At 62.5% G+C, this 20,810-nt stretch carries 22 protein-coding genes and 3 pseudogenes; 8 read left to right on the forward strand and 17 right to left on the reverse strand.

Going from position 1 to position 20,810, the window contains the following annotated elements:
* Position 1: 1 nt before the first annotated feature.
* Positions 2 to 328 (reverse strand): YgaP-like transmembrane domain, encoded by a 327-nt coding sequence (locus N5D30_RS09205; protein WP_279908753.1) that lies wholly within the window; start codon positions 326 to 328, stop codon positions 2 to 4.
* 126 nt (positions 329 to 454) lie between these two features.
* Between N5D30_RS09205 and N5D30_RS09210 the strand changes: the two genes are divergently transcribed.
* On the forward strand, positions 455 to 1,210 hold the full coding sequence (locus tag N5D30_RS09210) for an NAD-dependent deacylase (protein WP_279908754.1): 756 nt from the start codon (positions 455 to 457) through the stop codon (positions 1,208 to 1,210).
* Here the strand turns inward: N5D30_RS09210 and N5D30_RS09215 are convergent, their stop codons facing one another.
* From N5D30_RS09215 to N5D30_RS09225, 3 genes are all read right to left on the reverse strand, one after another.
* Positions 1,211 to 2,230: a TerC family protein gene (locus tag N5D30_RS09215; RefSeq protein ID WP_279908755.1), complete on the reverse strand. Its 1,020-nt coding sequence runs from the start codon at positions 2,228 to 2,230 to the stop codon at positions 1,211 to 1,213.
* 186 nt (positions 2,231 to 2,416) lie between these two features.
* A complete protein-coding gene (locus N5D30_RS09220; RefSeq protein WP_279908756.1) occupies positions 2,417 to 4,702 on the reverse strand; it encodes an ATP-dependent DNA helicase in 2,286 nt (761 codons plus the stop codon).
* Positions 4,699 to 6,336, reverse strand: a complete 1,638-nt coding sequence (locus tag N5D30_RS09225; protein WP_279908757.1) for a VRR-NUC domain-containing protein — start codon at positions 6,334 to 6,336, stop codon at positions 4,699 to 4,701. The genes N5D30_RS09220 and N5D30_RS09225 overlap by 4 nt, the downstream gene beginning before the upstream one ends.
* A 171-nt stretch (positions 6,337 to 6,507) precedes the next feature.
* Here N5D30_RS09225 and N5D30_RS09230 point away from each other — a divergent pair, with 171 nt between their 5' ends.
* Entirely contained in the window at positions 6,508 to 6,738 is a 231-nt protein-coding gene (locus tag N5D30_RS09230; protein WP_279908758.1) for a hypothetical protein, read from the forward strand.
* Positions 6,739 to 6,849: 111 nt separating this feature from the next.
* On the forward strand, positions 6,850 to 7,401 hold the full coding sequence (locus N5D30_RS09235; protein ID WP_279908759.1) for an ATP-dependent Clp protease proteolytic subunit: 552 nt from the start codon (positions 6,850 to 6,852) through the stop codon (positions 7,399 to 7,401).
* Positions 7,402 to 7,407: 6 nt separating this feature from the next.
* Here N5D30_RS09235 and N5D30_RS09240 read toward each other — a convergent pair whose 3' ends face one another.
* A complete protein-coding gene (locus tag N5D30_RS09240; RefSeq protein ID WP_220813089.1) occupies positions 7,408 to 7,569 on the reverse strand; it encodes a hypothetical protein in 162 nt (53 codons plus the stop codon).
* A gap of 184 nt (positions 7,570 to 7,753) precedes the next feature.
* A complete protein-coding gene (locus N5D30_RS09245; RefSeq protein WP_279908761.1) occupies positions 7,754 to 8,062 on the reverse strand; it encodes a hypothetical protein in 309 nt (102 codons plus the stop codon).
* Positions 8,063 to 8,139: 77 nt separating this feature from the next.
* Here N5D30_RS09245 and N5D30_RS09250 point away from each other — a divergent pair, with 77 nt between their 5' ends.
* The 5 genes and pseudogenes from N5D30_RS09250 to N5D30_RS09270 all read left to right on the forward strand — a co-directional run.
* Entirely contained in the window at positions 8,140 to 8,451 is a 312-nt protein-coding gene (locus tag N5D30_RS09250; protein WP_279908762.1) for a hypothetical protein, read from the forward strand.
* A gap of 422 nt (positions 8,452 to 8,873) precedes the next feature.
* Positions 8,874 to 9,245, forward strand: a complete 372-nt coding sequence (locus N5D30_RS09255; protein WP_279908763.1) for a hypothetical protein — start codon at positions 8,874 to 8,876, stop codon at positions 9,243 to 9,245.
* A 93-nt stretch (positions 9,246 to 9,338) separates the two neighbouring features.
* Positions 9,339 to 9,659: a hypothetical protein gene (locus tag N5D30_RS09260; protein WP_279908764.1), complete on the forward strand. Its 321-nt coding sequence runs from the start codon at positions 9,339 to 9,341 to the stop codon at positions 9,657 to 9,659.
* A gap of 82 nt (positions 9,660 to 9,741) precedes the next feature.
* The gene (locus tag N5D30_RS09265) at positions 9,742 to 10,038 is read left to right on the forward strand and encodes a hypothetical protein (protein WP_279908765.1); all 297 of its coding nucleotides are present in this window, start codon (positions 9,742 to 9,744) and stop codon (positions 10,036 to 10,038) included.
* 120 nt (positions 10,039 to 10,158) lie between these two features.
* Positions 10,159 to 10,338: pseudogene (locus N5D30_RS09270) on the forward strand (integrase); the annotation flags it as partial.
* Between the two features lie 211 nt (positions 10,339 to 10,549).
* On the opposite strand, the gene N5D30_RS09275 reads toward N5D30_RS09270, so the two are convergent.
* From N5D30_RS09275 to hsp20-GI, 11 genes and pseudogenes are all read right to left on the reverse strand, one after another.
* The gene (locus N5D30_RS09275; protein WP_003141085.1) at positions 10,550 to 11,458 is read right to left on the reverse strand and encodes a LysR family transcriptional regulator; all 909 of its coding nucleotides are present in this window, start codon (positions 11,456 to 11,458) and stop codon (positions 10,550 to 10,552) included.
* A gap of 232 nt (positions 11,459 to 11,690) precedes the next feature.
* Positions 11,691 to 12,842 (reverse strand): trypsin-like peptidase domain-containing protein, encoded by a 1,152-nt coding sequence (locus N5D30_RS09280; protein WP_012761372.1) that lies wholly within the window; start codon positions 12,840 to 12,842, stop codon positions 11,691 to 11,693.
* A 24-nt stretch (positions 12,843 to 12,866) separates the two neighbouring features.
* A complete protein-coding gene (locus N5D30_RS09285; RefSeq protein WP_012761373.1) occupies positions 12,867 to 13,832 on the reverse strand; it encodes a zinc metalloprotease HtpX in 966 nt (321 codons plus the stop codon).
* Positions 13,810 to 14,306, reverse strand: a pseudogene (gene psiE-GI, locus N5D30_RS09290) (heat resistance protein PsiE-GI). The gene N5D30_RS09285 and the pseudogene psiE-GI overlap by 23 nt, the downstream one beginning before the upstream one ends.
* A complete protein-coding gene (gene kefB-GI, locus N5D30_RS09295) occupies positions 14,303 to 16,018 on the reverse strand; it encodes a heat resistance system K+/H+ antiporter KefB-GI (protein ID WP_012761375.1) in 1,716 nt (571 codons plus the stop codon). The pseudogene psiE-GI and the gene kefB-GI overlap by 4 nt, the downstream one beginning before the upstream one ends.
* Positions 16,019 to 16,021: 3 nt before the next feature.
* Positions 16,022 to 16,462 carry a heat resistance system thioredoxin Trx-GI gene (trx-GI, locus tag N5D30_RS09300; RefSeq protein ID WP_012761376.1) on the reverse strand — a complete coding sequence of 147 codons (441 nt, stop codon included), beginning with the start codon at positions 16,460 to 16,462 and terminating at the stop codon, positions 16,022 to 16,024.
* The gene (locus tag N5D30_RS09305) at positions 16,452 to 17,597 is read right to left on the reverse strand and encodes a hypothetical protein (RefSeq protein ID WP_173010531.1); all 1,146 of its coding nucleotides are present in this window, start codon (positions 17,595 to 17,597) and stop codon (positions 16,452 to 16,454) included. The genes trx-GI and N5D30_RS09305 overlap by 11 nt, the downstream gene beginning before the upstream one ends.
* A gap of 79 nt (positions 17,598 to 17,676) precedes the next feature.
* Positions 17,677 to 18,288 carry a heat resistance membrane protein HdeD-GI gene (gene hdeD-GI / locus N5D30_RS09310; RefSeq protein ID WP_003285392.1) on the reverse strand — a complete coding sequence of 204 codons (612 nt, stop codon included), beginning with the start codon at positions 18,286 to 18,288 and terminating at the stop codon, positions 17,677 to 17,679.
* Positions 18,289 to 18,384: 96 nt separating this feature from the next.
* Complete coding sequence (yfdX2, locus tag N5D30_RS09315; protein ID WP_038625722.1) at positions 18,385 to 19,272, reverse strand: heat resistance protein YfdX2; 888 nt, start codon at positions 19,270 to 19,272, stop codon at positions 18,385 to 18,387.
* A 102-nt stretch (positions 19,273 to 19,374) separates the two neighbouring features.
* Entirely contained in the window at positions 19,375 to 20,289 is a 915-nt protein-coding gene (yfdX1, locus tag N5D30_RS09320) for a heat resistance protein YfdX1 (protein WP_016446194.1), read from the reverse strand.
* Positions 20,290 to 20,311: 22 nt separating this feature from the next.
* Positions 20,312 to 20,768: pseudogene (gene hsp20-GI, locus N5D30_RS09325) on the reverse strand (small heat shock protein sHSP20-GI).
* Positions 20,769 to 20,810 lie beyond the last annotated feature (42 nt).

Consider the following 20,810-nt stretch of genomic DNA (forward strand, 5'->3'; position numbering starts at 1 on the left):
TCTAGCGTGGGTTCAGCAGCGAGCGGTCGAACCCGTGGACCATGGTGTCGGCGCCCAGTGGCGGTTCTTCCTCCGGGTTCTGCGTGCCGAGCCGGGCGATGGCCTCGCGCAGGCGCAGCATCTCGGCCTTGAGGTAGTGCAGCTCTTGCTGCGGATCGCGCAGGTAGCCCTTCACCGCGCAATGGCCGGTGAGGCCGCGCAGCAGACCGAGGCCGCCCAGAGCGGCCAGGCCGAAACCGCAGACGTCGGCGCGGTGCAGGCCATAGGCGAGGCCGGCCAGTCCCAGGCCGATGGAGAGGGTGCGTTCGTAACCGTGGACGTTGTGCATGATGGTTCTCCTTGGGGATGGACTTGCGACTGGCCCGCCGGCCAGGACGTTCCTCCCCGCGGATGAGTGGCGACCACCACCATGCTCGGTGAGAATGAAGGCCTGCCCCGATCCCGCGAGCGCGCCATGACTCCCTCCCTCCTCGAAGCCCTGCGTCAGTCCCGCCATCTGCTGGTGTTCACCGGCGCCGGCGTTTCCGTCGAGAGCGGTATCCCGACCTTTCGTGACGCCCTGACCGGGCTGTGGGCGCGTTTCGATCCGGCGCGGCTGGCCACACCCGACGCCTTCGAGGCCGACCCTGCGCTGGTCTGGGGCTGGTACGAGTGGCGACGCCAGCGGGTGCTGCGAGCGGTGCCCAATGCCGCCCACCGGGCCATCGCCGAACTGGCGGCCAGGGTGCCGCGCCTGACCCTGGTGACGCAGAACGTCGACGACCTGCACGAGCGCGCCGGTAGCCGGGACGTGATCCACCTGCACGGCAGCCTGCATGCGCCGCGCTGCTTCGACTGTGGCCAACCGCATGTCGGGCTGGCCGCCGAGCTGGATGAGCCGGAGGAGGGTAGACGCCTGCCGCCGCCATGCTGCGAGCATTGCGGCGGGCGGGTTCGGCCCGGCGTGGTCTGGTTCGGCGAGGCGCTGCCGGAGGCGGCATTGGAACAAGCCTTCGCAGCGGCGGCCGAGTGCGACCTGCTGCTGTCGGTCGGCACCTCGGGCCTGGTCTACCCCGCGGCCCAGGTGCCGCAGATCGCGTTGCGGAACGGGGCCACCGTGGTGCACATCAATCCGCAGCCGATGGCGGTCGGCGGGCCCCGCGAGCACAGTTTGCAGGGCGCTGCCGGCGAGGTCCTGCCACGGCTGCTGGAGGCTGCCTTCGGTGCCTGATCATGCCCCGCCGGGACGGTTCTCCGAGTTGGGTTCGAGCGCGTGGGGCGGCTGGTTGCGGGTCTTCCACAGCGACAGCAGCACGCCGCCGGCCAGCAGGCCGAGGGTCACGCCCAGGGACAGGGCGGCCGGCACCTTGCCGATGACGTTGACCAGGAAGATCTTGCCGCCGATGAACACCAGCACCAGGGCCAGGGCGTACTTCAGGTAGGCGAAGCGATGGATCATCGCCGCCAGGGCGAAGTACAGGGCGCGCAGGCCGAGGATGGCGAAGATGTTCGAGGTGTAGACGATGAACGGGTCCTGGGTGATGGCGAAGATCGCCGGCACGCTGTCCACGGCGAACACCAGGTCGGCGCACTCGATCAGGATCAGGGCGAGGAACAATGGCGTCACCCACAGCACGTCGCGGCCGCTGGCGTCCGGCTGGCGCACGAAGAAGCGCTGCTCGTGAAGGCGCTCGGTCACCCGCAGATGGCCGCGTATCCATCGGATGAAGCGGTTGTTGGCCAGGTCCGGCTCGTCGTCCACCTTGGAGAACAGCATCTTCACGCCGGTCAGCACCAGGAACACGCCGAACACGTAGAGGATCCAGCTGAACTCGTGGATCAGCGCGGCGCCCAGGCCGATCATCAGGGCGCGCAGCACGATCACCCCGAGGATGCCCCAGAACAGCACCTTGTGCTGGTACTGGCGGGGGATGGCGAGGAAGCTGAAGATCAGCGCCATGACGAACACGTTGTCCATCGACAGCGACTTCTCGATGAGGAAGCCGGTCAGGTAGTCCATGCTCGAGTCGCCGCCCTTCTGGAAATACACCCAGACGGCGAACAGCAGGCCCATGGAGATGTAGCCGCCGGACAGCAGCAGGCTCTCCTTGACGCCGATCTCGTGGTTGTCGCGGTGGAGGACGCCGAGGTCGAAGGCCAGCAGGGCGATCACCAGGGCGAAGAAGGAAAGCCACAGCCAGGTGGCGGTGCCGAGCAGGTCGGCGAAGAGAAACGCATGCAGGGCGCTCATGAGCCCCTCCTTAAAGTCGTAGTTGTACCAACTATGACTCCGACATGGCGGTTGCTGACCGTCAGAGGGGCCCGGCGTCACGGCTGCGGAGAATAAGGAAATTCCGCCGCGCCTCAAGTTCCGGCTTTTTGCAAAGTGTGTATCGCCCAGGGCGTACCGCGAGATGCGCGGTGCGCACGGCGCACCCTACCTGAGCGGTTCCGGCTGGAAGCGACTGCGCTCGACCCGCCACCAGCCGGGCAGCAGCTGGCGCACCTCGCCGCGGGTGAAGCGGTCGTCGAGCAGGTAGACCACGCCCTGGTCCTCCGTGGTGCGGATCACCCGCCCGGCGGCCTGCACCACCTTCTGCAGGCCGGGGAACAGGTAGGCGTAGTCGTAGCCGTTGCCGAACATCTGCTCCATGCGCGCCTTCACTTCCTCGTTGATCGGGTTGACCTGGGGCAGGCCGAGGGTGGCGATGAAGGCGCCGATCAGGCGCTTGCCCGGCAGGTCGATGCCCTCGCCGAAGGCGCCGCCGAGCACGGCGAAGCCGATGCCCCGGGAGCCCTCGATGAAGCGATCGAGAAAACCCTGACGCTCGGCCTCGTTCATGCTGCGCGACTGCTCCCACACGGGGATGTCCGGGCGCTCGGCGCGAAAACGCGCCAGCGCCTGCTCCAGGTAGGCGTAGCTGCTGAAGAAGGCCAGGTAGTTGCCCGGCAGTTCGTCGAACTGGCGGGCCATCAGCGTGGCGATGGGCGCCAGGCTGGCCTCCCGGTGCTGGTAGCGGGTGGACAGGTTGGCCAGGGCGCGGACGCTGAGCTGCTCGGCGGCGAACGGCGACTGCACCTCCAGCCAGCGCCAGTCGCGCGGCAGGCCGAGCAGGTCGGCATGGTAGCGGCCGGGGCTCAGGGTGGCGGAGAACAGGGTGGCGCTGTGGGCATGGGCGAAGCGTTCGGCGAGGAAGGGCGCGGGCACGATGTTGCGCAGGCACAGGGTCGACAGGCTGCGGCCGCCGCGGGTGTCGTGGCGGGTGATGTCGAACAGAGAGTGCGGGCCGAACGCCTCCGCCAGGCGGCAGAACAGCAGGGCGTCGAGGTAGAAGCGCAGCAGCGCGGCCTGGTTGCCTTCCGGCTGGTCGGTGAGGTGGTCGGTGATGGCGCCCACCGCCTTCTGCAGGGCGAGGATGAACAGGTCGGCGATGGCCGGGTAGATCTGGTAGGGCACTTCCTGGTCGCGGTGCAACTGGTTCCAGTGCCGGCCGACCCGCTCCAGTACACCCTTGAGGCCGGCCGGGGCGACCTTGCGCATGGCGTTGAACTCGGCCTGGTCCAGCTCCGCGCTGTACATGCCGCGGGCGCGGTCGATCAGGTTGTGCGCCTCGTCCACCAGCAGCGTCGTCTTCCAGCCGTTGAGCACCGTCAGCCCGTGCAGCAGGGCGCTCATGTCGAAGTAGTAGTTGTAGTCGCCCACCACCACGTCGCTCCAGCGGCACAGCTCCTGGGACAGGTAGTAGGGGCAGACCTGGTGCGCCAGGGCGATCTCGCGCACCGCCTCCTGGTTCAGCCAGCGGCGCTGCAGGGCGGCGGCGCGGGCGGCCGGCAGGCGGTCGTAGAAACCCCGCGCCAGCGGGCAGGATTCGCCGTGGCAGGCCCGATCCGGGTATTCGCAGGCCTTGTCGCGGGCCACGTGCTCCAGCACTCGCAGCGGCATGTCGGCTTCCTGGGCGCGCAGGCTGGCGAGGGCGTCCAGCGCCAGGCGTCGGCCCGGGGTCTTGGCGGTGAGGAAGAACAGCCGGTCCAGCCCCTGGCCGGGAAACGCCTTGAGCTGCGGGAACAGGGTGGCCAGGGTCTTGCCGATGCCGGTGGTGGCCTGGGCCAGCAGGAAGTCGCCGTCGCGGGCGGCGCGGTACACCGTTTCGGCGAGCTGGCGCTGGCCGTGGCGGAAGCTCGGGTAGGGAAAGCGCAGCGTCTCCAGGCTGGCGTCGCGCGCCACGCGGTGGGCGCTCTCCTGCTCGGCCCAGGCGACGAAGCGCGAGCACTGCAGCTCGAAGAAGGCGCGCAGGTCTTGCGCGGCGAAGCGCTCGCGGAAGACCGTTTCCTTCTGCGAGAGGACGTTGAAGTAGACCACCGCCAGGTCGATGTGCGGCAGCTCCATGGCGTCGCACAGCAGCCAGCCATAGACCTTGACCTGGGCCCAGTGCAGCACCCGGTGGTTGTCCGGGATGCGCGCCACGTCGCCGCGATGGGTCTTGATCTCCTCCAGCAGGTTCTGCCCGGGGTCGTAGCCGTCGGCGCGGCCGCTGACCAGCAGCCCCGGGTATTCGCCGGCCAGCGGCAGCTCGGCGAGGTAGCCGGGGCCACGCCGGCCGACCACAGTGGCGTGGCCGGCCATGCCCTCGCTGGCAGTTGGCGCGGGGGTGAAGCGCAGGTCGAGGTCGCCCTCCTTGGCGGTGAATTCGCACAGCGCGCGCACGGCCACGGCGTAACTCACGCGGACGGGCTCCAGCGCACGTAGCAGACGTCCACCGGCATGCCGTGCTCGGCGCAGAAGGCCAGCCAGCGCTTCTGATTGTCTTGCAGGCGGTCACCGGGGCCCTTCACCTCAATCATCCGGTAGCGCCGTTCGACCGGCCAGAACTGGATCAGGTCCGGCATGCCGGCACGGTTGGCGCGGATGTCGCCGAGCAGCCGCTCGAACCAGGCGCGCAGGTGCGCCGGCGGCAGGCAGTGCAGGGCGGTCTCCAGCAGCTCCGGCGTGAGCACCGCCCAGTGCACGAAGGGTGACAGTGTGCCGTGCTTGGCCGCATAGGTGGCGCGGATCGCCTCGCCGTGGCTGCCGTCGCCGAGGCGCGCCAGGCAGCGCTCGAACAGGTTGGCGCGCCGGGTGCGGAAGTCGGCATCGTGGAGATCCTCCGGGCCGGCGTGGAAGGGGTGGAAGAAGGCGCCGGGCAGCGGGGCGAAGATCGCTTCCCAGCAGAGCAGGCCGAACAGGCTGCAGACCAGGGTGTTCTCCACATAGAACACCGGCGCCTCGTCCCGGTGCAGGTGCTGTTGCACCGCCCACTCCACGCTGAACTGCGGTTGTGGCAGCTCCAGCTCGATCACGCCGGTGTCACTTCTGGTTCTGCGAGGGCGCTTTGGCAGGCCGAGCTGCCGCTGCAGGCGGGGCAGGGCGCGCTCCAGCGCCTGGGCCTCGGCGTCGTTGCGCGGCGCGTCCAGCGCCTGGGTGGCGAGGTCGTGAGCCGCCTGGAACTCGCCCAGCTTCTCCAGCACGCGAACCTGGCGCTGGCGGGCCTCGCCGTGGCTGCTGCTGGCGTACAGGGCGGCCGCTTCGGCCCATTCGCCTTCGCGCTCCAACTGCTGGCCCAGGCGGAACAGCAGCTTGGCATGGCGCCGGACCAAGTAGGGGTTGTCGCTGGCGAATTCGCCCAGTGCCGCGAGCACCTCGGCGACCGGCAGGCCCGCGTCGAACAGGTCGCGGCAGTGCTGCAAGTGCAGGTAGCGGTCGACGTCCAGGCGGTTGCGGAAGCCGCGCGACTCGGCGTCCAGGGGTACGCTCTCGTAGCGGTAGATGCCCAGTTCGGCGAGCACGAACTCGGACCAGTCCTGGGCCAGGTTGCCGAAGAACAGCAGGCGCAGGCGATCGCACAGCGGGCCGACGGTGAGGCTGTACAGGCGGTCCAGCCCCGGGCTCCATCGGGTGAAGGGGCGTGGTTCGGGATGCAGGTCGAGCAGCGCCTCCAGCAGCTCCGACTTCTTCAGGCCACGCAGGGCGGCGGCTTCGGCGAAGGTGGCCAGCAACTCGTCCTTGCGCAGCAGGGCGAACAGCGCGTCCAGCCCCAGTTCGGCGTCTTCGATCAACCAGCCCCGTTCGAGCAGCGAACCAGCTGCGACAGCGATATCGCCGATCTCCGGGTAGGCCAGCTTGCCGGCGCGAAAGTGCGGGCCCTTGCGCATGACCAGGCGCACCAGCAGCGCCTGGGAAGGTTCAGGCAGGGCCTGGAACTGGGCCAGGAATGCCTGTTCATCGGCGTCCAGCAGATCGGCGTAGCGCTGCTCGATCCAGGCCAGCGCGGTGCGGAAGTTGCTGAGGTAGTAGAGGGCGGAATCGAGCGGGGCGAGCATGGAAATGTACTGGTTTTATATACAGCCAAGAGTGCGTCAAGGAGCCCGCGTACGCAAGCCTGGCCCGACCGCCTGCACGGCCGTCTGGCTCGTTGCCTGAACCCTTGTTCTCCCCGGCCACTCGAACACTGTACGCAGGGCTCTGGCCCGCATCGTTCGCAGGAGGCCACCATGGCGCAATGGACCATCAGCTACAACCGGGACAACAGCACCTGCACACTGGACATGCAGGCCGACCACAAGCCGGAGATGGAGGAGGCCGTTGAGCATCTGCTCGACTGGGCCCGGCAGAACCTGGAAAAGGGCGAGTTCGGCGACGGCCAGGACAAGCGCAGCAACGAGCCGGCGGTGCAGCTGTTGCGCGACTACGGCATCACCATCACCGGCATCGCGGGTAACTGAGGCCATTCGTCCGTCACGCCGGTGAAACATGAAACCGCGTGGCGGGTCGCCACTCAGTCACTGTGAGGCGTCGGCTTCCACCTTTCTTGCCGAACCGAACGGAGAGCAGGCATGCGCAGCCATGTGGTCCATTTCACCGCGCCGATCAACTCCTCCACCTGCGGCCAGTTGATCGACAAATGCTCCCAGGCCATCCAGCAGGGGGCCGACGAGCTGATCATCAAAATCGCCACCATGGGCGGGGAATGCAGCTACGGCTTCTCGCTCTACAACTTCCTGGTGTCCCTGCCGGTGCCGGTGAAGACCCATAACCTGGGAACGGTCGAGTCCATGGGCAACATCATCTTCCTGGCGGGGGAGCGGCGCACGGCCTGCCACTACAGCAAGTTCCTCTTCCACCCGTTCCACTGGACGCTGAACGGCGCGGTCGACCACGTGCGCATGTCGGAATACGCGATGAGCCTGGACTATGACCTTCAGCTGTACGCCAGCATCGTGGAGGAGCGCACCCGCGGCGCCAGGGCGCCCCTGGATGTGCTCGACTGCCTGACGGCGGGGCCCCGGATCGTCAACGCCGAGGATGCGCTGAATTCAGGCCTGATCCACGCCGTGGACTGCCTGGGAATGCCGGCCGAGTCGGTGAGCTGGTGCGTGCATTCCTGACGAGAGTCAGGCGGCGGTCGAGTTGCCGATCAGCATCCCGTGCTGCACGCGGAACAGATGCCCGCTGATGCGCAGGGTAAAGGGATCGCGGCTGACGATCTTGGCGCCTTCCTGAAGCAGGCTCTCGATATGGGCACGCAACGCGAGGTATTTCCGCTGTTCCTTCATCGGAAAAGCTCCTGGAAGAGGGATCGCGGAAGCCTACCAATATTTGTGACGCCATCGACATTTCCATGGTGGTGAAAATGAGATGCAAATCACAATTCGTGATGGCGTTCTGCCTTGCCCCGGCAGCGAGGCATTTTGTGCGATCCGACGGAGCTTTAAACGGCTGGCGTAGAGAGGCTTCGACCTAGCGGAAGAGCCGCCTTGCCACATCCAGCAGAATGGCTACGGCCACCGAGAAAAGCCCCAGACCGACCACCAGCCACACACCGACGCTCGCCCAGAACGTCACCGGCGATTCGGCCTGAACGATCACATCGCTCGCCTGCCGGCTCGGAAAACTCACCGCGCCCTCGAGAATGCCGAACACACCGAACCCGAGCCCCACGATGGCGAAGGCCAGGACCACGAGCGCAATCAGCAGCCGCTCCCAGAGCGGCATCGGCCAATGGTCATTGGCGGGTTTTCGGGTTGATTTCCTTATCATCTCCGTCACATCTTTCCTTCTAGTGGAAGAGTCAGGTATTCAGAACAGCCGTGGAGCCTGCCCATCGTCAGGCCGCTAGGGACGATATGACAACAGTCGAAGCAGAGGTCACGTTTCTCGCACCGGAGCAGGGTGGGCGCCAGCTTGGTCCACTGCTCGACAACCAGCGCTATCGGCCGCACCTGCGGGTGCCACCTGATCCATCCATGCTCGGGGTCGAGTTCGTCGCCGGCCCTGAGGGCCAATCTCCTTTCGGGGTGCCAGTGCTGGCCACGATCCGGTTCGTCTACGAGCCGGATGTTTCCTACGCTGCTCTAAGGTCAGGCTGTCGGTTCGAGATTCTCGAGGGCGCGCGCATGGTCGGGTATGGCACGGTGGTCCAGCGCGGAGAGACCTGAGGTGCCGTTCCACTTGCCTTGGTGATCGGCCCTGTTGGATTGACTCATACAATGATCCCTGTAAGCACAGGGCCTTAACGTACCGATATTGGGGCGAGCGAATCGAACCCTATTCAGTGCCTTGCCTTGTTCTGCAAAGCCCAGCTTTTCTGGCCTCCTGACCAAAGCAAAGCCGCATTTTGTGCTATGTACCGCTGTGGTTTCGACACAGCTCCTAGACAGCCTTTGTGCCGCGCCATAGCTTCTAGTGCCTAGCCTACCTCTGGACTGACTCTGTGTCGCTTTTCGTCCTGCTAGTGTTGTGTTTATTTTCTCAATGTGTATGGACGTCAAACGTTTAGTATGTGACTCGGATGTGTTATCCGACATTTAATGGAATTTTATGCGGCAGTGATGCCGTCTAATAACAGTTAGAGTTTTCCATGAGCCCAATCGAACAAGTCGCCCTGCTAGAAAAGCATGCTGAGCTTGCCATAGCCGATAGCGCTAACTGCTCAGACGTAATTCCATTTTGTGCAGAAGCTATTTCGTTAATATGTTCATTTCCTGATTTGCAAGATGAATTCACTAATTTTCTTTCAAATATGAGATGTCCTGAGTTTGCCGCAGTTTGCGTTCATGCGTTACGCTGGGACAGTCTGAACGAACTGATATTCCAAAAGTATAGCCGCGCTGTAAAGCAAAATGATTGGCGTGCCGAAGGCGCACTGCGCATGGTGGTTGAAGCAGCAAACCCAGACTGGGAAGATGCTCATGTCTTTTATTCGGCATATTTCCATAATCAGAATCCATAATAAATGGCTCAAGTCGCTCGTTTCGCTCACGCGGGACCTGCTAAAGCCGGCCCCTTAACCAAACGTTGTGCTCCTCAATATGACTGAGCAAAAATGAAACCTAGTACGTTTGTCGATATACCGTTTACACGTGAAGCAGCAATGCAAATGCTCAAATGGGGTGCTAGCCCGGCGGCGTCACCGTACTCTCACAGTCAAATTGCAGATTGGTGCTACGATTTTCTGCGAAGCTTTAGAGAAGCAAAAGTGAATGCGAAAGTCGAAAAATTACTAGAAATTCTCACTGACGTTGATGCTCAGTGGGAGCTATATCTAGCAAATACGTATTCCACAGAAGAGCTTCAGAACAGAGAATTCGAAAATGAAAAAATGCCTATAGAGTGGTTTAACAACTGGCTACAGGAACTGGCATAGCAATGCGCTCAACTGTGTCGCTCACTTCGTTCGTTGGGACGGGCTAGAGCCGCCTCTTAACCAAGCTTTAGGTACATAAATAATGACTCTTAGCCCTGAGCAGTCCGAAGCCCTGCAAAAAGCAATTTCAGAGTTTGTTGGTGCCTTTGAGGTCGTCTTTCACTACGACTGGGATTACACAAGCATCATGATTGGAGGCGAAGAGCCCAGCTTTATCCAGCCCGGACTCACTTCAAATGAAGAGTCTGAAGACTGGGGCGCGCGTGGGGCACTCTTGGAGCGGTACCGGAACATGGTCGCAGCCATGAAGGCTGCTGGCTTATCTCCAGTTTTTCCTGTCTCTATTGAAAATCTGGCTAGTACACCAGTAGAGCTGTGAAATGTACCTGCAGCAAATGACCGAGTTGGAAATCTTGCGATACATCGGCAGCCAAAAAACCAAACGGTTACACATTTCCTTGAAAGCTACTTTGGTGCCTTTACGGCAATCTCTATATTCATGGGTGGTAGGCACATCGTCACGCTGAAAGAGATTTTGGGCCATGCCTCGCTGAGCATGACTATGCGATATGCGCATCTGGCGCCTGAGCATCTGCATGACGCTATCAGGTTGGGACCGATGGCGGGTTTCGACACTTCATCGACAGTTGCTGAGAGCGAAAACGAAAAAGCCCTGTAAAAACAGGGCTTTATCTTTTGGATTCTGGAGCGGGTGATGGGAACATCATCGTGTTCCCAACTCGTTGATTGATAACGAGTTTTCCGCACTCGGCGAACCGAGATGGACATAATTATGGACTGAAAACCACGCTTGGTCAACGCGCGCTCCGAGCAAGTCCAGTGCGAGCCATGGACAGCCAGCAGTAGCCAATGTACCCGAGCGCTCAACGTCACGAGGCCGGTTCATCTCCCTTTGGCAGGAACTCCTCGCGGGCGCGCTGCAGAAACCGCTTCATGGGCTCAGAGGGTTCGGCGCTGCGGCGCAGCAGGTAGGTAGACAGCATGGGCGGCGTGCCGGCCAAGGGGCGAACGGTTATGTCGGGGCGGTTCAGGGTCTGCACCTGCGAGGCAATGGCGAAACCTAGGCCATAACCGGCACCGACCAGAGTCAGCATCACGCCTAGGCTCGTCACCTGATCTACCAGCTTGAGCGGCTTGGACGCACCTTGAAGCACCGCCTGGATCTGGTGGTGGCAGCCCGATCCCGCGTCCGGATGGCACAGTACCAACGGAAACTTCAAGGCTTCATCCAATGGCACTTCCGCGTGCGCCAACAAGGGGTGGCGCACGGGCACGATCACCGACAGAGGATCGGTCCACACGGGCTCGGCGACAAGGCCTTCGCTCACCGCGTCCGACAGCGCAAAGCCGATGTCCAGCAGATCGTTGTGCAGGCCCTTGAGCTGCTGCGCGAAAGGCAGCTCGAAGACGCGAATCTCCAGTTCGGGCTCTTCCTCGCGGCTGCGCGCCAGCAAGGTGGCAATGTGGGGCTGCGCCAAGCTGTCGCAGATGGCGATGCGCAGATAACCCTGATAGCCCTGCGCCGCCGCCTTTGCGGCACTCACCGCCTGCTCCACGGTGGCCAGCACACGCCGGCACTCACCGAGGAACACTTGACCGGCCCAGGTCAGTCGCGTCTGGTGCGCGCTGCGGTCGAACAACTGCACGCCGAGCGTGGCTTCGAGATTGCGCATTGCGCGCGACACAGGCGATTGTTCTACGCCAAGGCGCTCGGCCGCTCGCGCGAAATGCAGTTCTTCCGCGACCGCAACGAAATAGCGCAGTAGTCTGAGTTCCAATGCGGCCTCCTGTTTGCCTCGTTCCTGGCCTGCGTCCACCTCATGCGGATTGCGCCTCGCTTTCTCCTTCGATGATTGGCAAGAGGTTCCGGCGTTGCATGCTTGCCTATTCGGATAGGCAGATCGCATCCGAAAATTACGGAGGTTGAGGCGGAACGCTACCTGGCCGAAGACCTGAGAACCTCAATCACCGCGACGCTGCACTACCGCCTGATCCACAGGTTCAGTTCAATCAATTCCCGGGTTGCAGCTCCACACGCACCTCGCGCGATTTGCCGGCCCGTTCCACTGACAAGACCACCACATCGCCGACCTTCCTGTCGTCTAGCCGCGCGAGCAGCTTGGCCACATCGTCCGTCGCCTTGCCATCAACATCGATGATGCGGTCGCCCGGCACGATGCCTTGCGGCGTGACTTCGACACCCGCGAGGCCGGCCTTGTGCGCTGCCGAACCAGGGGTAACACGCAACACGAACACGCCCTTGCTTCCGGTCAGTGCAAGCAGACGCTGATTGAGCTGTTCGTCCACCTCAATGCCCAGCGCCGGACGGATGTACTTACCGGTCTTGATGAGTTGCGGGACTACGCGCATGACGGTGTCCACCGGCACGGCGAAACCAATCCCGGCCGAGGCGCCGGAGGGGCTATAGATCGCCGTGTTGATGCCGATGAGCCTTCCTGCCGAATCGAGCAGCGGCCCACCGGAGTTGCCAGGGTTGATGGCGGCGTCGGTCTGGATCAGGTGATCGATGGCCGGGCCGCCCGCTTCTCCGGGTAACGAGCGGTCGAGCGCGGAGACGATGCCGGTGGTGAGCGTCCAGTCCAGGCCGAAGGGGTTGCCGATAGCGAACACCTTCTGACCCACCTTGAGGTCGGCACTGGTGCCGACCGGCACGGCCGGCGGGCGCTTGAAACCGACGCCAATCTTGAGCACGGCGATGTCGTGCGCTGGGCTCGTCCCCACCAGCGCGGCCTGGTAGTCGCGGCCATCGGCGAGTTTGACCGTGGCTTCAGAAGCACCCTGGATGACGTGGAAGTTGGTGACGACGTGGCCGGCATCGTCCCAGATAAAGCCCGAACCGGTGCCGCGCGGCATGGAAAAGACATTGCGAGTCCAGACGTCGCGCACCAGCTGCGCGGTGGTGATGTAGACCACCGAAGCGCGCGATTCTTCGAACAGTTCGATGGTGGCTTTCTCGTCCGCCGCCAGATCGCCACGCGCCGTCACGGTGCGATCTGCCGCCTCGCGCGGACTGAACCAGGCCTCGATGGCGGGCAGGAACTGCCACAGCAGCATGAGCGTGGCAATACAGGCGGTGATGAAGAGCCAGCGCCGGATGAAGGGGTCCGGTGCGGGGCGTGGGTACGGGTCGGGGTAGGCCATGAGAAGTCTCCTGTTGATAGGCAATCAGCGCCACAGCCCGCTCGGGTGCCAGCGCGGCGGGCGCGGCGTCACAGCGGATTCCGGCAAGAAATGGGGCGCGTGGAATGGCAACGCTGATGCTGGCCCAGGCGCCAACGTCAGCAGGCGTGCGATACGCTCTTGCGTTGCCGGATGCGTGCGCAAGCAGGAGGGCTCGGGATTGCCCCATCCCGGCCACAGCCAGGCACGCCAGGAGCGGCTGACCCGCTCGATTTTCGCCAGCGCGGACGCCAGCCCCTGCGGGTCGCCCGTCAGTTCCGCCGCGAGGCGGTCAGCGTCGAACTCACGCACGCGAGACAAGCCGAGCTGTGCGAGCAGGGCCAGCTGGGGCGATGCGGCCAATAACAATAGACCAGGCCAATAGACCTCCGCCGCGCCAACCAGCAGCGCGGGCAGGTTGAGCAGGATCGCGATTTGTCCCATGAGGGCCAGCAGGCTCGTGAGGCGACTGACGGAATCCGCCAGCCTCATGACGCGCAGATCCTCATTGGTGATGTGCGCGATCTCGTGCGCGAGCACACCCGCCAGCTCGCGTGGGCTCAGGCTGCGCAGCAGGCCATCGGTGAGGGCGATCGATGCCTCCTGCTTCGATCCGGTGGCGAAGGCGTTGACGACGGCACTGGGCACATAGTGCGGCACCGGCGTGGCGGGCAAACCGGCACGGGCGGGCAGCTCGCGCAACAGGGCCCACATCTCGTGGGCTTCTTGCGGGTGCAAGGCCCGTACGCGGTACAGGCGCAAGCTCAGCGCCGACGCGGCTACCGGTTCCAGCAGCAACGCACCTGCAACGGCAAACAGCGCGAGCCACAGGCCGCCTTCCCCAAACGGCAGTCTCCCTGCTGCGGCTGCGATCCCGACCAGGGTCAGGACCAACAGCCCGGTCTGCAGGCGGTTGAGCCAGCGGTGTTGCAACAGCGCCGTGCGCGGATCACTGGGATGATGACGGGTCATGCTCAGAGGTCTCGGCGGCGCGGTCGCCGCGCTTGCGCAGCAGCCAGTAGGTCGCACCCAGAGCCAGCGTGGCGCCGCCAGCGCGGCTATCTTTGCGGGGCTCGCCTCGGGGTCAAGGATCACGAACTTGCGCGCCAGCGCGATCAGACCGATGAGGATCACGGTCTTGACCTGGATGATGCTGTCCCGACGCAGCGCCACGCGCACAATGGAATGCTTGAACTCCATCGCGATCAAGAGCGTCATGATCATGCCGAACACACTCTGGAATACCTTGTGATCCAGGGGATTGAAGGCATCGAGGACCAGCAGCGTGAAGACGATGGCGATGAGCTGGAACAGCGACACCACGATGATGACGGCAATTACCGCCGACAGAACGAGGGCGACGACCTGCTCGAAGCGCTCGTATAAACTCATGATGGCCCATTGGTCACGGAAGACCTGAAATGGATTGCGGCCTGTTGACTTCATGCAGATGGACTCCCTGCGACATTGCCGCTGTCGAGACGGCGGCGCATCGCACTGATGTTTCGTTCGACGAGCTTGGCCGACATGCCAAGCGACGACATCACTTGTTCCGCCAGCCCAAGGCCTGCGGCAAAGGATTGCTGGTACACACGCACGTTGGGCATGGCGCGAAATGCATCGGCCGCGGTCGTACTTCTGCATGACACCCACAAGGTCAGCGCCGGACGGCGCTCGGCAATCGCCTGGGCGATGCGCAGCACTTGCTGGGCATGGGCGAACGTGAGCACCACCAGACGCGCTTGCGCCAACCCGGCAGCCAGCAGGGTATCGGGCCGACTCGCATCGCCATGGAACACCGGCACGCCGGCGGCACGCTCGGCCTCTACCTTCTGCTCGTCTGCTTCCAGCAGCAGATGCGCCACGCCGGCGTGGCGAAGAATCTCACTGACGGTCAGGCCAAGCTCGCCCGCGCCGCAGATGATGACGTGGTCTCGAAATCGCGCTGTCTGCGCGGTGATCTCAACTTCTTCAGCCTGGGGTGGCTGAATGACGCCGCCGGTGCGGCTCAAGAACCGGGCAAGTACATCGTGATGGCGGATCAGCAGCGGTGCCAAGGCCATGCTGAGCACCAGCGCGACCAGCATGGGTTGTACGACGGTCGCGGGAATCAGATGCTGCTGCAAGACCATGCCCAACAACAGCAGGGCGAACTCGCCGCCATGCCCCAACGCTATGCCCGTGCGCCAGGCATCGAGGGCGGACAGGCGCGTCGCCCGCAAGGCCAGGGTGTTGAGCCCGATCTTGACCGGTACCAGCACTGCCAGCCACGCGAACACCGCCAGTGGTGCCGAAAGAATCTGCGCTCCGTCCAACTGCAGGCCGATGGTCACGAAGAACACCCCCGACAACACATCGCGAAACGGTTTGAGGTGGCTTTCCATGTGGTGACGGAAGTCGCTCTCGCCCAGCACCATGCCGGCCAAAAACGCACCCAGGGCGGCGGATACGCCGACCGCGTGTGCAGCAGCGGCGGCAGCCACCACCACGCACAAGGAAACCAGCACGAAGGATTCTTCGTGGCCCTGCCGCGCCACCCAGCCCAGCAGGCCATGCAACAGACGACGGGAGGCGAGGGCCGCTGCCGCGAACAACATCAGCACGCCCAACACTTCGAGCAGCACGCTCTCGATCTTCGGCGACTCGCCGCGCGCCCAGATCGCCAGCAGGGCCAGCAGGGGCACGCTGGCCAGGTCCTGAAAGACCAGCACGCCGATGGCGCTGCGGCCGTGGCGGGTGGTGAGCTCGCCTTGGTCGGCCAGCTGTCGGCTGACCAGCGCCGTGGACGACATGGCCGCCGCAGTGCTGAGCAACGCAGCGCGCTGAACTGGCTGTCCCAGCCACATCAACATCAAGGTCAGTGGCGTGGCGACAGCGATCATCTGCAAGCTGCCGGCCGCCAATACGGTTTTACGGGAAAGCCAGAAGTGCCCGAGGGAGAACTCCAGCCCAACCATGAACAGCAGCAGGGCCACGCCCAGCTCGGACAGAAAATCAAGCGCTTCTCCCGGCGCGACTACACCGCTGACCGACGGGCCCAGCAAGGCGCCGACGGCGAGGTAACCCAGCAAGGCGGGTACTCTGAACGCCGCCGTCGCCACATCCGCGAGGCTGCATGCCGCCAGCAGGATCAGGGTGGCGCCGAGCAAGTCCTGCATCGGTCAGCGCCCCACCTGTGCAGATGCCCAGCGCACGATGTCCTGCGCGCCCAAGGCGCCAGCCTGACGCCCGATCTCCCGCCCACCCTGGAACAGGGCGAGCGTCGGAATGCTGCGGATGCCGAACTGCGCGGCCAGGTGGGGTTCTGCCTCGGTATTGACCTTGGCCAGCCTGACCCTGGGTTCGAGCTGGCGCGCCGCTTGCTGGAACTGCGGGGCCATCATCTTGCACGGCCCGCACCAAGGTGCCCAGAAATCGACCAACAGTGGCAGGTCGCTGCGCTCCACGTGGCGCGAGAACGTCGCCGTGGTCAACTCGATGGGCTCGCCCGTGAACAAGGGCTGCTGGCAGCGGCCGCAGTTGGGATGTTCCGATAGCTTCGCAGTCGGTACGCGGTTGATGGACTGGCAATGCGGGCAGACAAGGTGAAGATCATTCTTCATGGTTCGCCTCCTTGGACCACAGTGAGGCTGCCTCGCTTCGGGTCACAGACAATGCCGACCAATCAACGCCTTGGAGCCAATCGTTCCCGTTTTTGCTTACTCCGGCCTCTTCCAGATGAGCAGCGATGAATGCTTCGGCCTGCATGAGCCACCTTCGGACAGCATCTTCCTTACTAGGAATCAGCAGGATTTCAGAGACGCTGCTGGCATTCAGCCCGTCCACACGGACAAGCAGAAAAATGCGCCGCCACAAACGCGGCATGTCCTTCAGCAGGTCGAATGCAAAAGCGAACTCGCTCGACCGATCAATCAGCTCCTCCTGTTCCGCGATCGTTGCGACATCGGGATGCTGACTGCCAGCGAAGATATCGGCCAGCTTGAGTGTGTCATCGGGCTGATAAAATTCGAAGATTTCCTCTTCCACCATGGCCTCGGCGACGTCCTGGGCATCCGGTTCGACCGGCGCGTCCAGAGAAACGAATTCGCCAAATTGCCGGCTGCTTGCCACTTCGTTATCCAGGACGGCGAACAGATGCTTCAAAAGACCGGTGTAAGCCTCTTTTTCCCCCGGCACGGATTGCCATTCCACCTCAGCTCGGACAATCGCTTCATCCACCACGTCGCGCAGCGTCGGATAATCGCGCGGTAAATCGCCGACGGCCCGCAGATAAGCCAGCTCACGCCTTGCGACAGCCTCAAGTTTCGACAGTAGAGGCATTCGGGTCTCTTTGGCCTCATGGGCGGCTGACGCGGGTTTTGCAGCAATTCGCACCTTGAGCTCGCGCAAGCGCTCGCGTCGTGCTTTGCGCTTGATTTGATCCTGAGCATGCAGTCGGTCAAAATGCTTCTTGGCCTGACGGAACAACGACTGTGCGAGCATCTGCGCGAGGGGCGTCAGCTCGTCATGTGATGCAGTAACGCTGACAATCTTTTTGCCGGGCAGGTGCATATAGCCACTGGCCAGAAATTGCCGCTTGATCTTGTCGCGATCAAGGACGATTTGAAGTTGCGCTGAATCTTTAGTGTGTTTGTCGAGCAATGGCTTGAGGGCGTGCTCGATCACATTTCCCAAAGCTCTCTGCCAAGGTTCATGAAACTCTTTGTCGATAGCTCGATAGCTATATTGCATCTGCATGTATGACTCCTTCGATGTCATTTCTATGGAGGTATGAATCGAGGATGCTCATATCCATAGAATTTAGTTTGACCCGCTCTTATCCCTGGCGCGTTTTGCGAAGACGCCAACTCAAGAACAAAAGCGTGACACCATAGACTGCCGCATAGAAGCCCAACAGCCAGCCTGCGGCCAGGAATGACTCGACCGGACGGGAAAAAAATATCCACAAGACGATAGCGCCAAGGACAATCGAGAGCAGTCCACTGAAGGCAAGCCAGATTTCACCCTTGATTTCTTGACGCAGCCGAACGGCGGCGGATATCTCCAGCACACCGGTGAAAATCGCCCAGAACCCCACGCTAGCCCATAAAAAAGAAGCCATGACCATCGTGGCGACCCAAGGAGCAACCAGGACGACGACGCCGGTAAGTATGCCGACAATGCCGCTGAACAGCAGCCAGCCCCAGCGCTCTTTTTTCTGGATATGGCGCACCGCTGCAACCAAGTTGAAAGCGCCATTGACCAAGGAAAATGCGCCGAACACTAAGGTCATGGCCAACAGAGCCGATTGTGGCATCCAGAACGCAAGGGCTGCGAAAATCAATGCCAAGACACCGCGCAACGCAAAAATCCACCAATTTTCGGTCAATGAACACAGTGTTTTGGTGGGCTCATCCGCACTGGAATCGGTGATGGTGTCTGTATTCATGCTATATCTCCTAAAGATCTAATGGGGTGAAAAAGCAAACACTCCTGAGCCAAGAGAGGGGCGCGACGCGCCCCTCTTACGCCCTATCCAGCGGTTTCAGAACAACTTGGACAGCTTTGCCTTGATTTCATCGAGCCAGCCTTTTCCGCCGCCTCCCCCAGCCGTCTTTTGCTTGACTTTCTTGAGTTCAGCATACAGGGGCTCAAAGTCCTTCTTCTTTCCATAGCCCAGCAGTTCTGCCATTTCCAACTGCTGCCGCGCTTCGTTCAATAATGTCTCCAGGCGCTCATTGGACGCTTCGCTCCGCTGACCATCTTCTACCAAGGTCTCGGCGCGCTTCAGGAGCAGCCTGGCGCGCAGGGCGGGCAGCGGATGCACGCTGCGCGTCTCGACCAGCGTGCTGAGCGCTGCCTGCAGCGCGGCTTTGGCTTCTTCAATCTTGCCCTGATCGATCAGCGGCACGACTGACTTCACGGCTGCGGGATAGGACGCCAGAGGGATGTTGGTGACCGCGATCACGATTTCACTGGCCAGCAAAGCCAGCACGTGACGTGCCTGTTGCACCTCGCCATGTTTGAGGGCATCCAGCGCCTCGTCGGTCATCGCCTCAATGGTTTCCGTGTTGGCGAACAAGTCGTGCACGATGGTGCGCACATCAACGGGGGCCAGGGCGAGCGTGGGTTCGCGCGCAACGATCAGCTCCAGCTTTCCCGTCACTTCGGCCAGCGTTGCCAATGCGCGTGCAGCGTCCTTTCCGTCAAGTGCGGCCAGCGCTGATTTGGTCAGCGCCAAGGCCGAGACGGCCTCATCGAGGACTTGTTTACGTTTGTCTGCCGCCTGCGAGTCCGTTTCCTTCTGAACCTCAGGCTGTACCTCCGTGACGACTTCAGCCTTGGCCTCTGGACTGACAGGAAGGCTGCTTACCGCGGCCTGTTCGTTTATTTCTTTGTTCGTCGCATTGGGATTCGATGTTTGCTCATTCATGGTGATATGCCTCGTGTGAGTTAGTGAAAATAGGCGAATCTATTGGGGCTGACTGCGAACATCGCGAGACTGACCGACCGAACAGTCGGCCCCTTCATCACCTCAAAACAGCTTTTGGAGGCGCGTCTTCAACTCGTCGAACCATCCCTTGCCGCTTTTGCCACCAGCCGACTTTTGCTCAATGGACTTCACATGATCGAAGATGGGTTTGAAATCCGCCTTCTTGCCATAACCCAGGATCTGCGCCATCTCGATCTCCGTGCGCACGGACGACAGCAAGGTGCTGAGCTCCTCGTTCTGCTTGGCATCGCGCTTGTCGGTCTCGGCCAGCTTTTCAGCTTTTGCCATCGCGGCTTCAGCCCGTAGCACGGGCAGAGGAAAGGCGACCGAGGTCACCACCAGCGTGTTCAGTGCTCGGGCGAGTTCCGCCTTGGCGTCGTCGATCTTGCCGCTGTCGATGAGCCGTGCGGCCGACTTGATCGCTGCCGGGTACGTTGCCATCGGCAGGTTGTCGGTTTCGATCACGATTTCGCTGGCCAGATTGGCGACGATGGGCCGGGCCTTTTGCAGCTCGCCATCACCCAAGAACTCCCGAGACAACTTGACCGCCTTCTTCACCGATTCCACGTTGGCGTGGATATCGTGGGTGATGACGCGTACATCGACCGGCGCCAAAGCAAGTTTGGCGTCGCGTGCCAATACCAGTTCCAGCTTTCCGCTGGCCAGTTCCAGCGCAGCGAGCGCCTCCTTGGTCTTCTTTGCATCAAGGAGTGTCAAAGCCTCCTGGGTCTTGGTGAGCGCCGTGATGGCGTCCTGAGTGAGCTCAGCACGCTTTTTTTCGGCTTCCCGGGCGGCCTTGTCATCTACCTGTGGCTGCGCCGCCTTGGAAGCGGCAGAGGGTGCTGCAGCACCTGGGCTAGAACCTGCCGCCGATTGGGCCAGAGCCGGTCCGCTCAGTCCGACGACGACCGCCAGGGCTAGTGCGGAGAAGGTTGATTGGGGCTGTTTGATATTCATGATCTTGGGCTCCTAATTAAAGTTAGTTGACTGAGATTTCAATCTGTTTCGGTTTGGCTTGCTCGGCCTTGACAAGCCGCACTCCCAGCGCGCCGTCTTTCATCAGCCGTCACCTTGGTCGGATCAACGTTGTCAGGCAAGACAGAGCTGCGCACAAAGCGGCCATACGCACGTTCGATGCGGTGGAACTTCTTGCACTGCTTCTCTTTTTCCAGTTTGCGCTCGCCGCTGATGGTGAGCACGCCGTTTTCCGCGCTGACGCGCGCGGCATCCTTGGGGACCTCCGGCAGATCCAGCTTGAGGAGGAATGCGTTCTCATCCTCGCTGATGTCCACCATTGGTGCCCAGTCCGCCGTGGTCATGGCTTCGTTGCCGGTACGGGCGCCCTGTCGCTGGGGTATTCGTCCGAACATCGTCGCCAGGCCGTTTTGCAATTCATCCAGTTCCCGGAAGGGGTCCCACGGAGTCAATGCAGACATATCGGTTCTCCTTGAACAATGCCGGCGAATTGGATGACGCAC

This window comes from Pseudomonas sp. GD03875 (genome assembly GCF_029840585.1).
Lineage (GTDB): Bacteria > Pseudomonadota > Gammaproteobacteria > Pseudomonadales > Pseudomonadaceae > Aquipseudomonas > Aquipseudomonas paralcaligenes.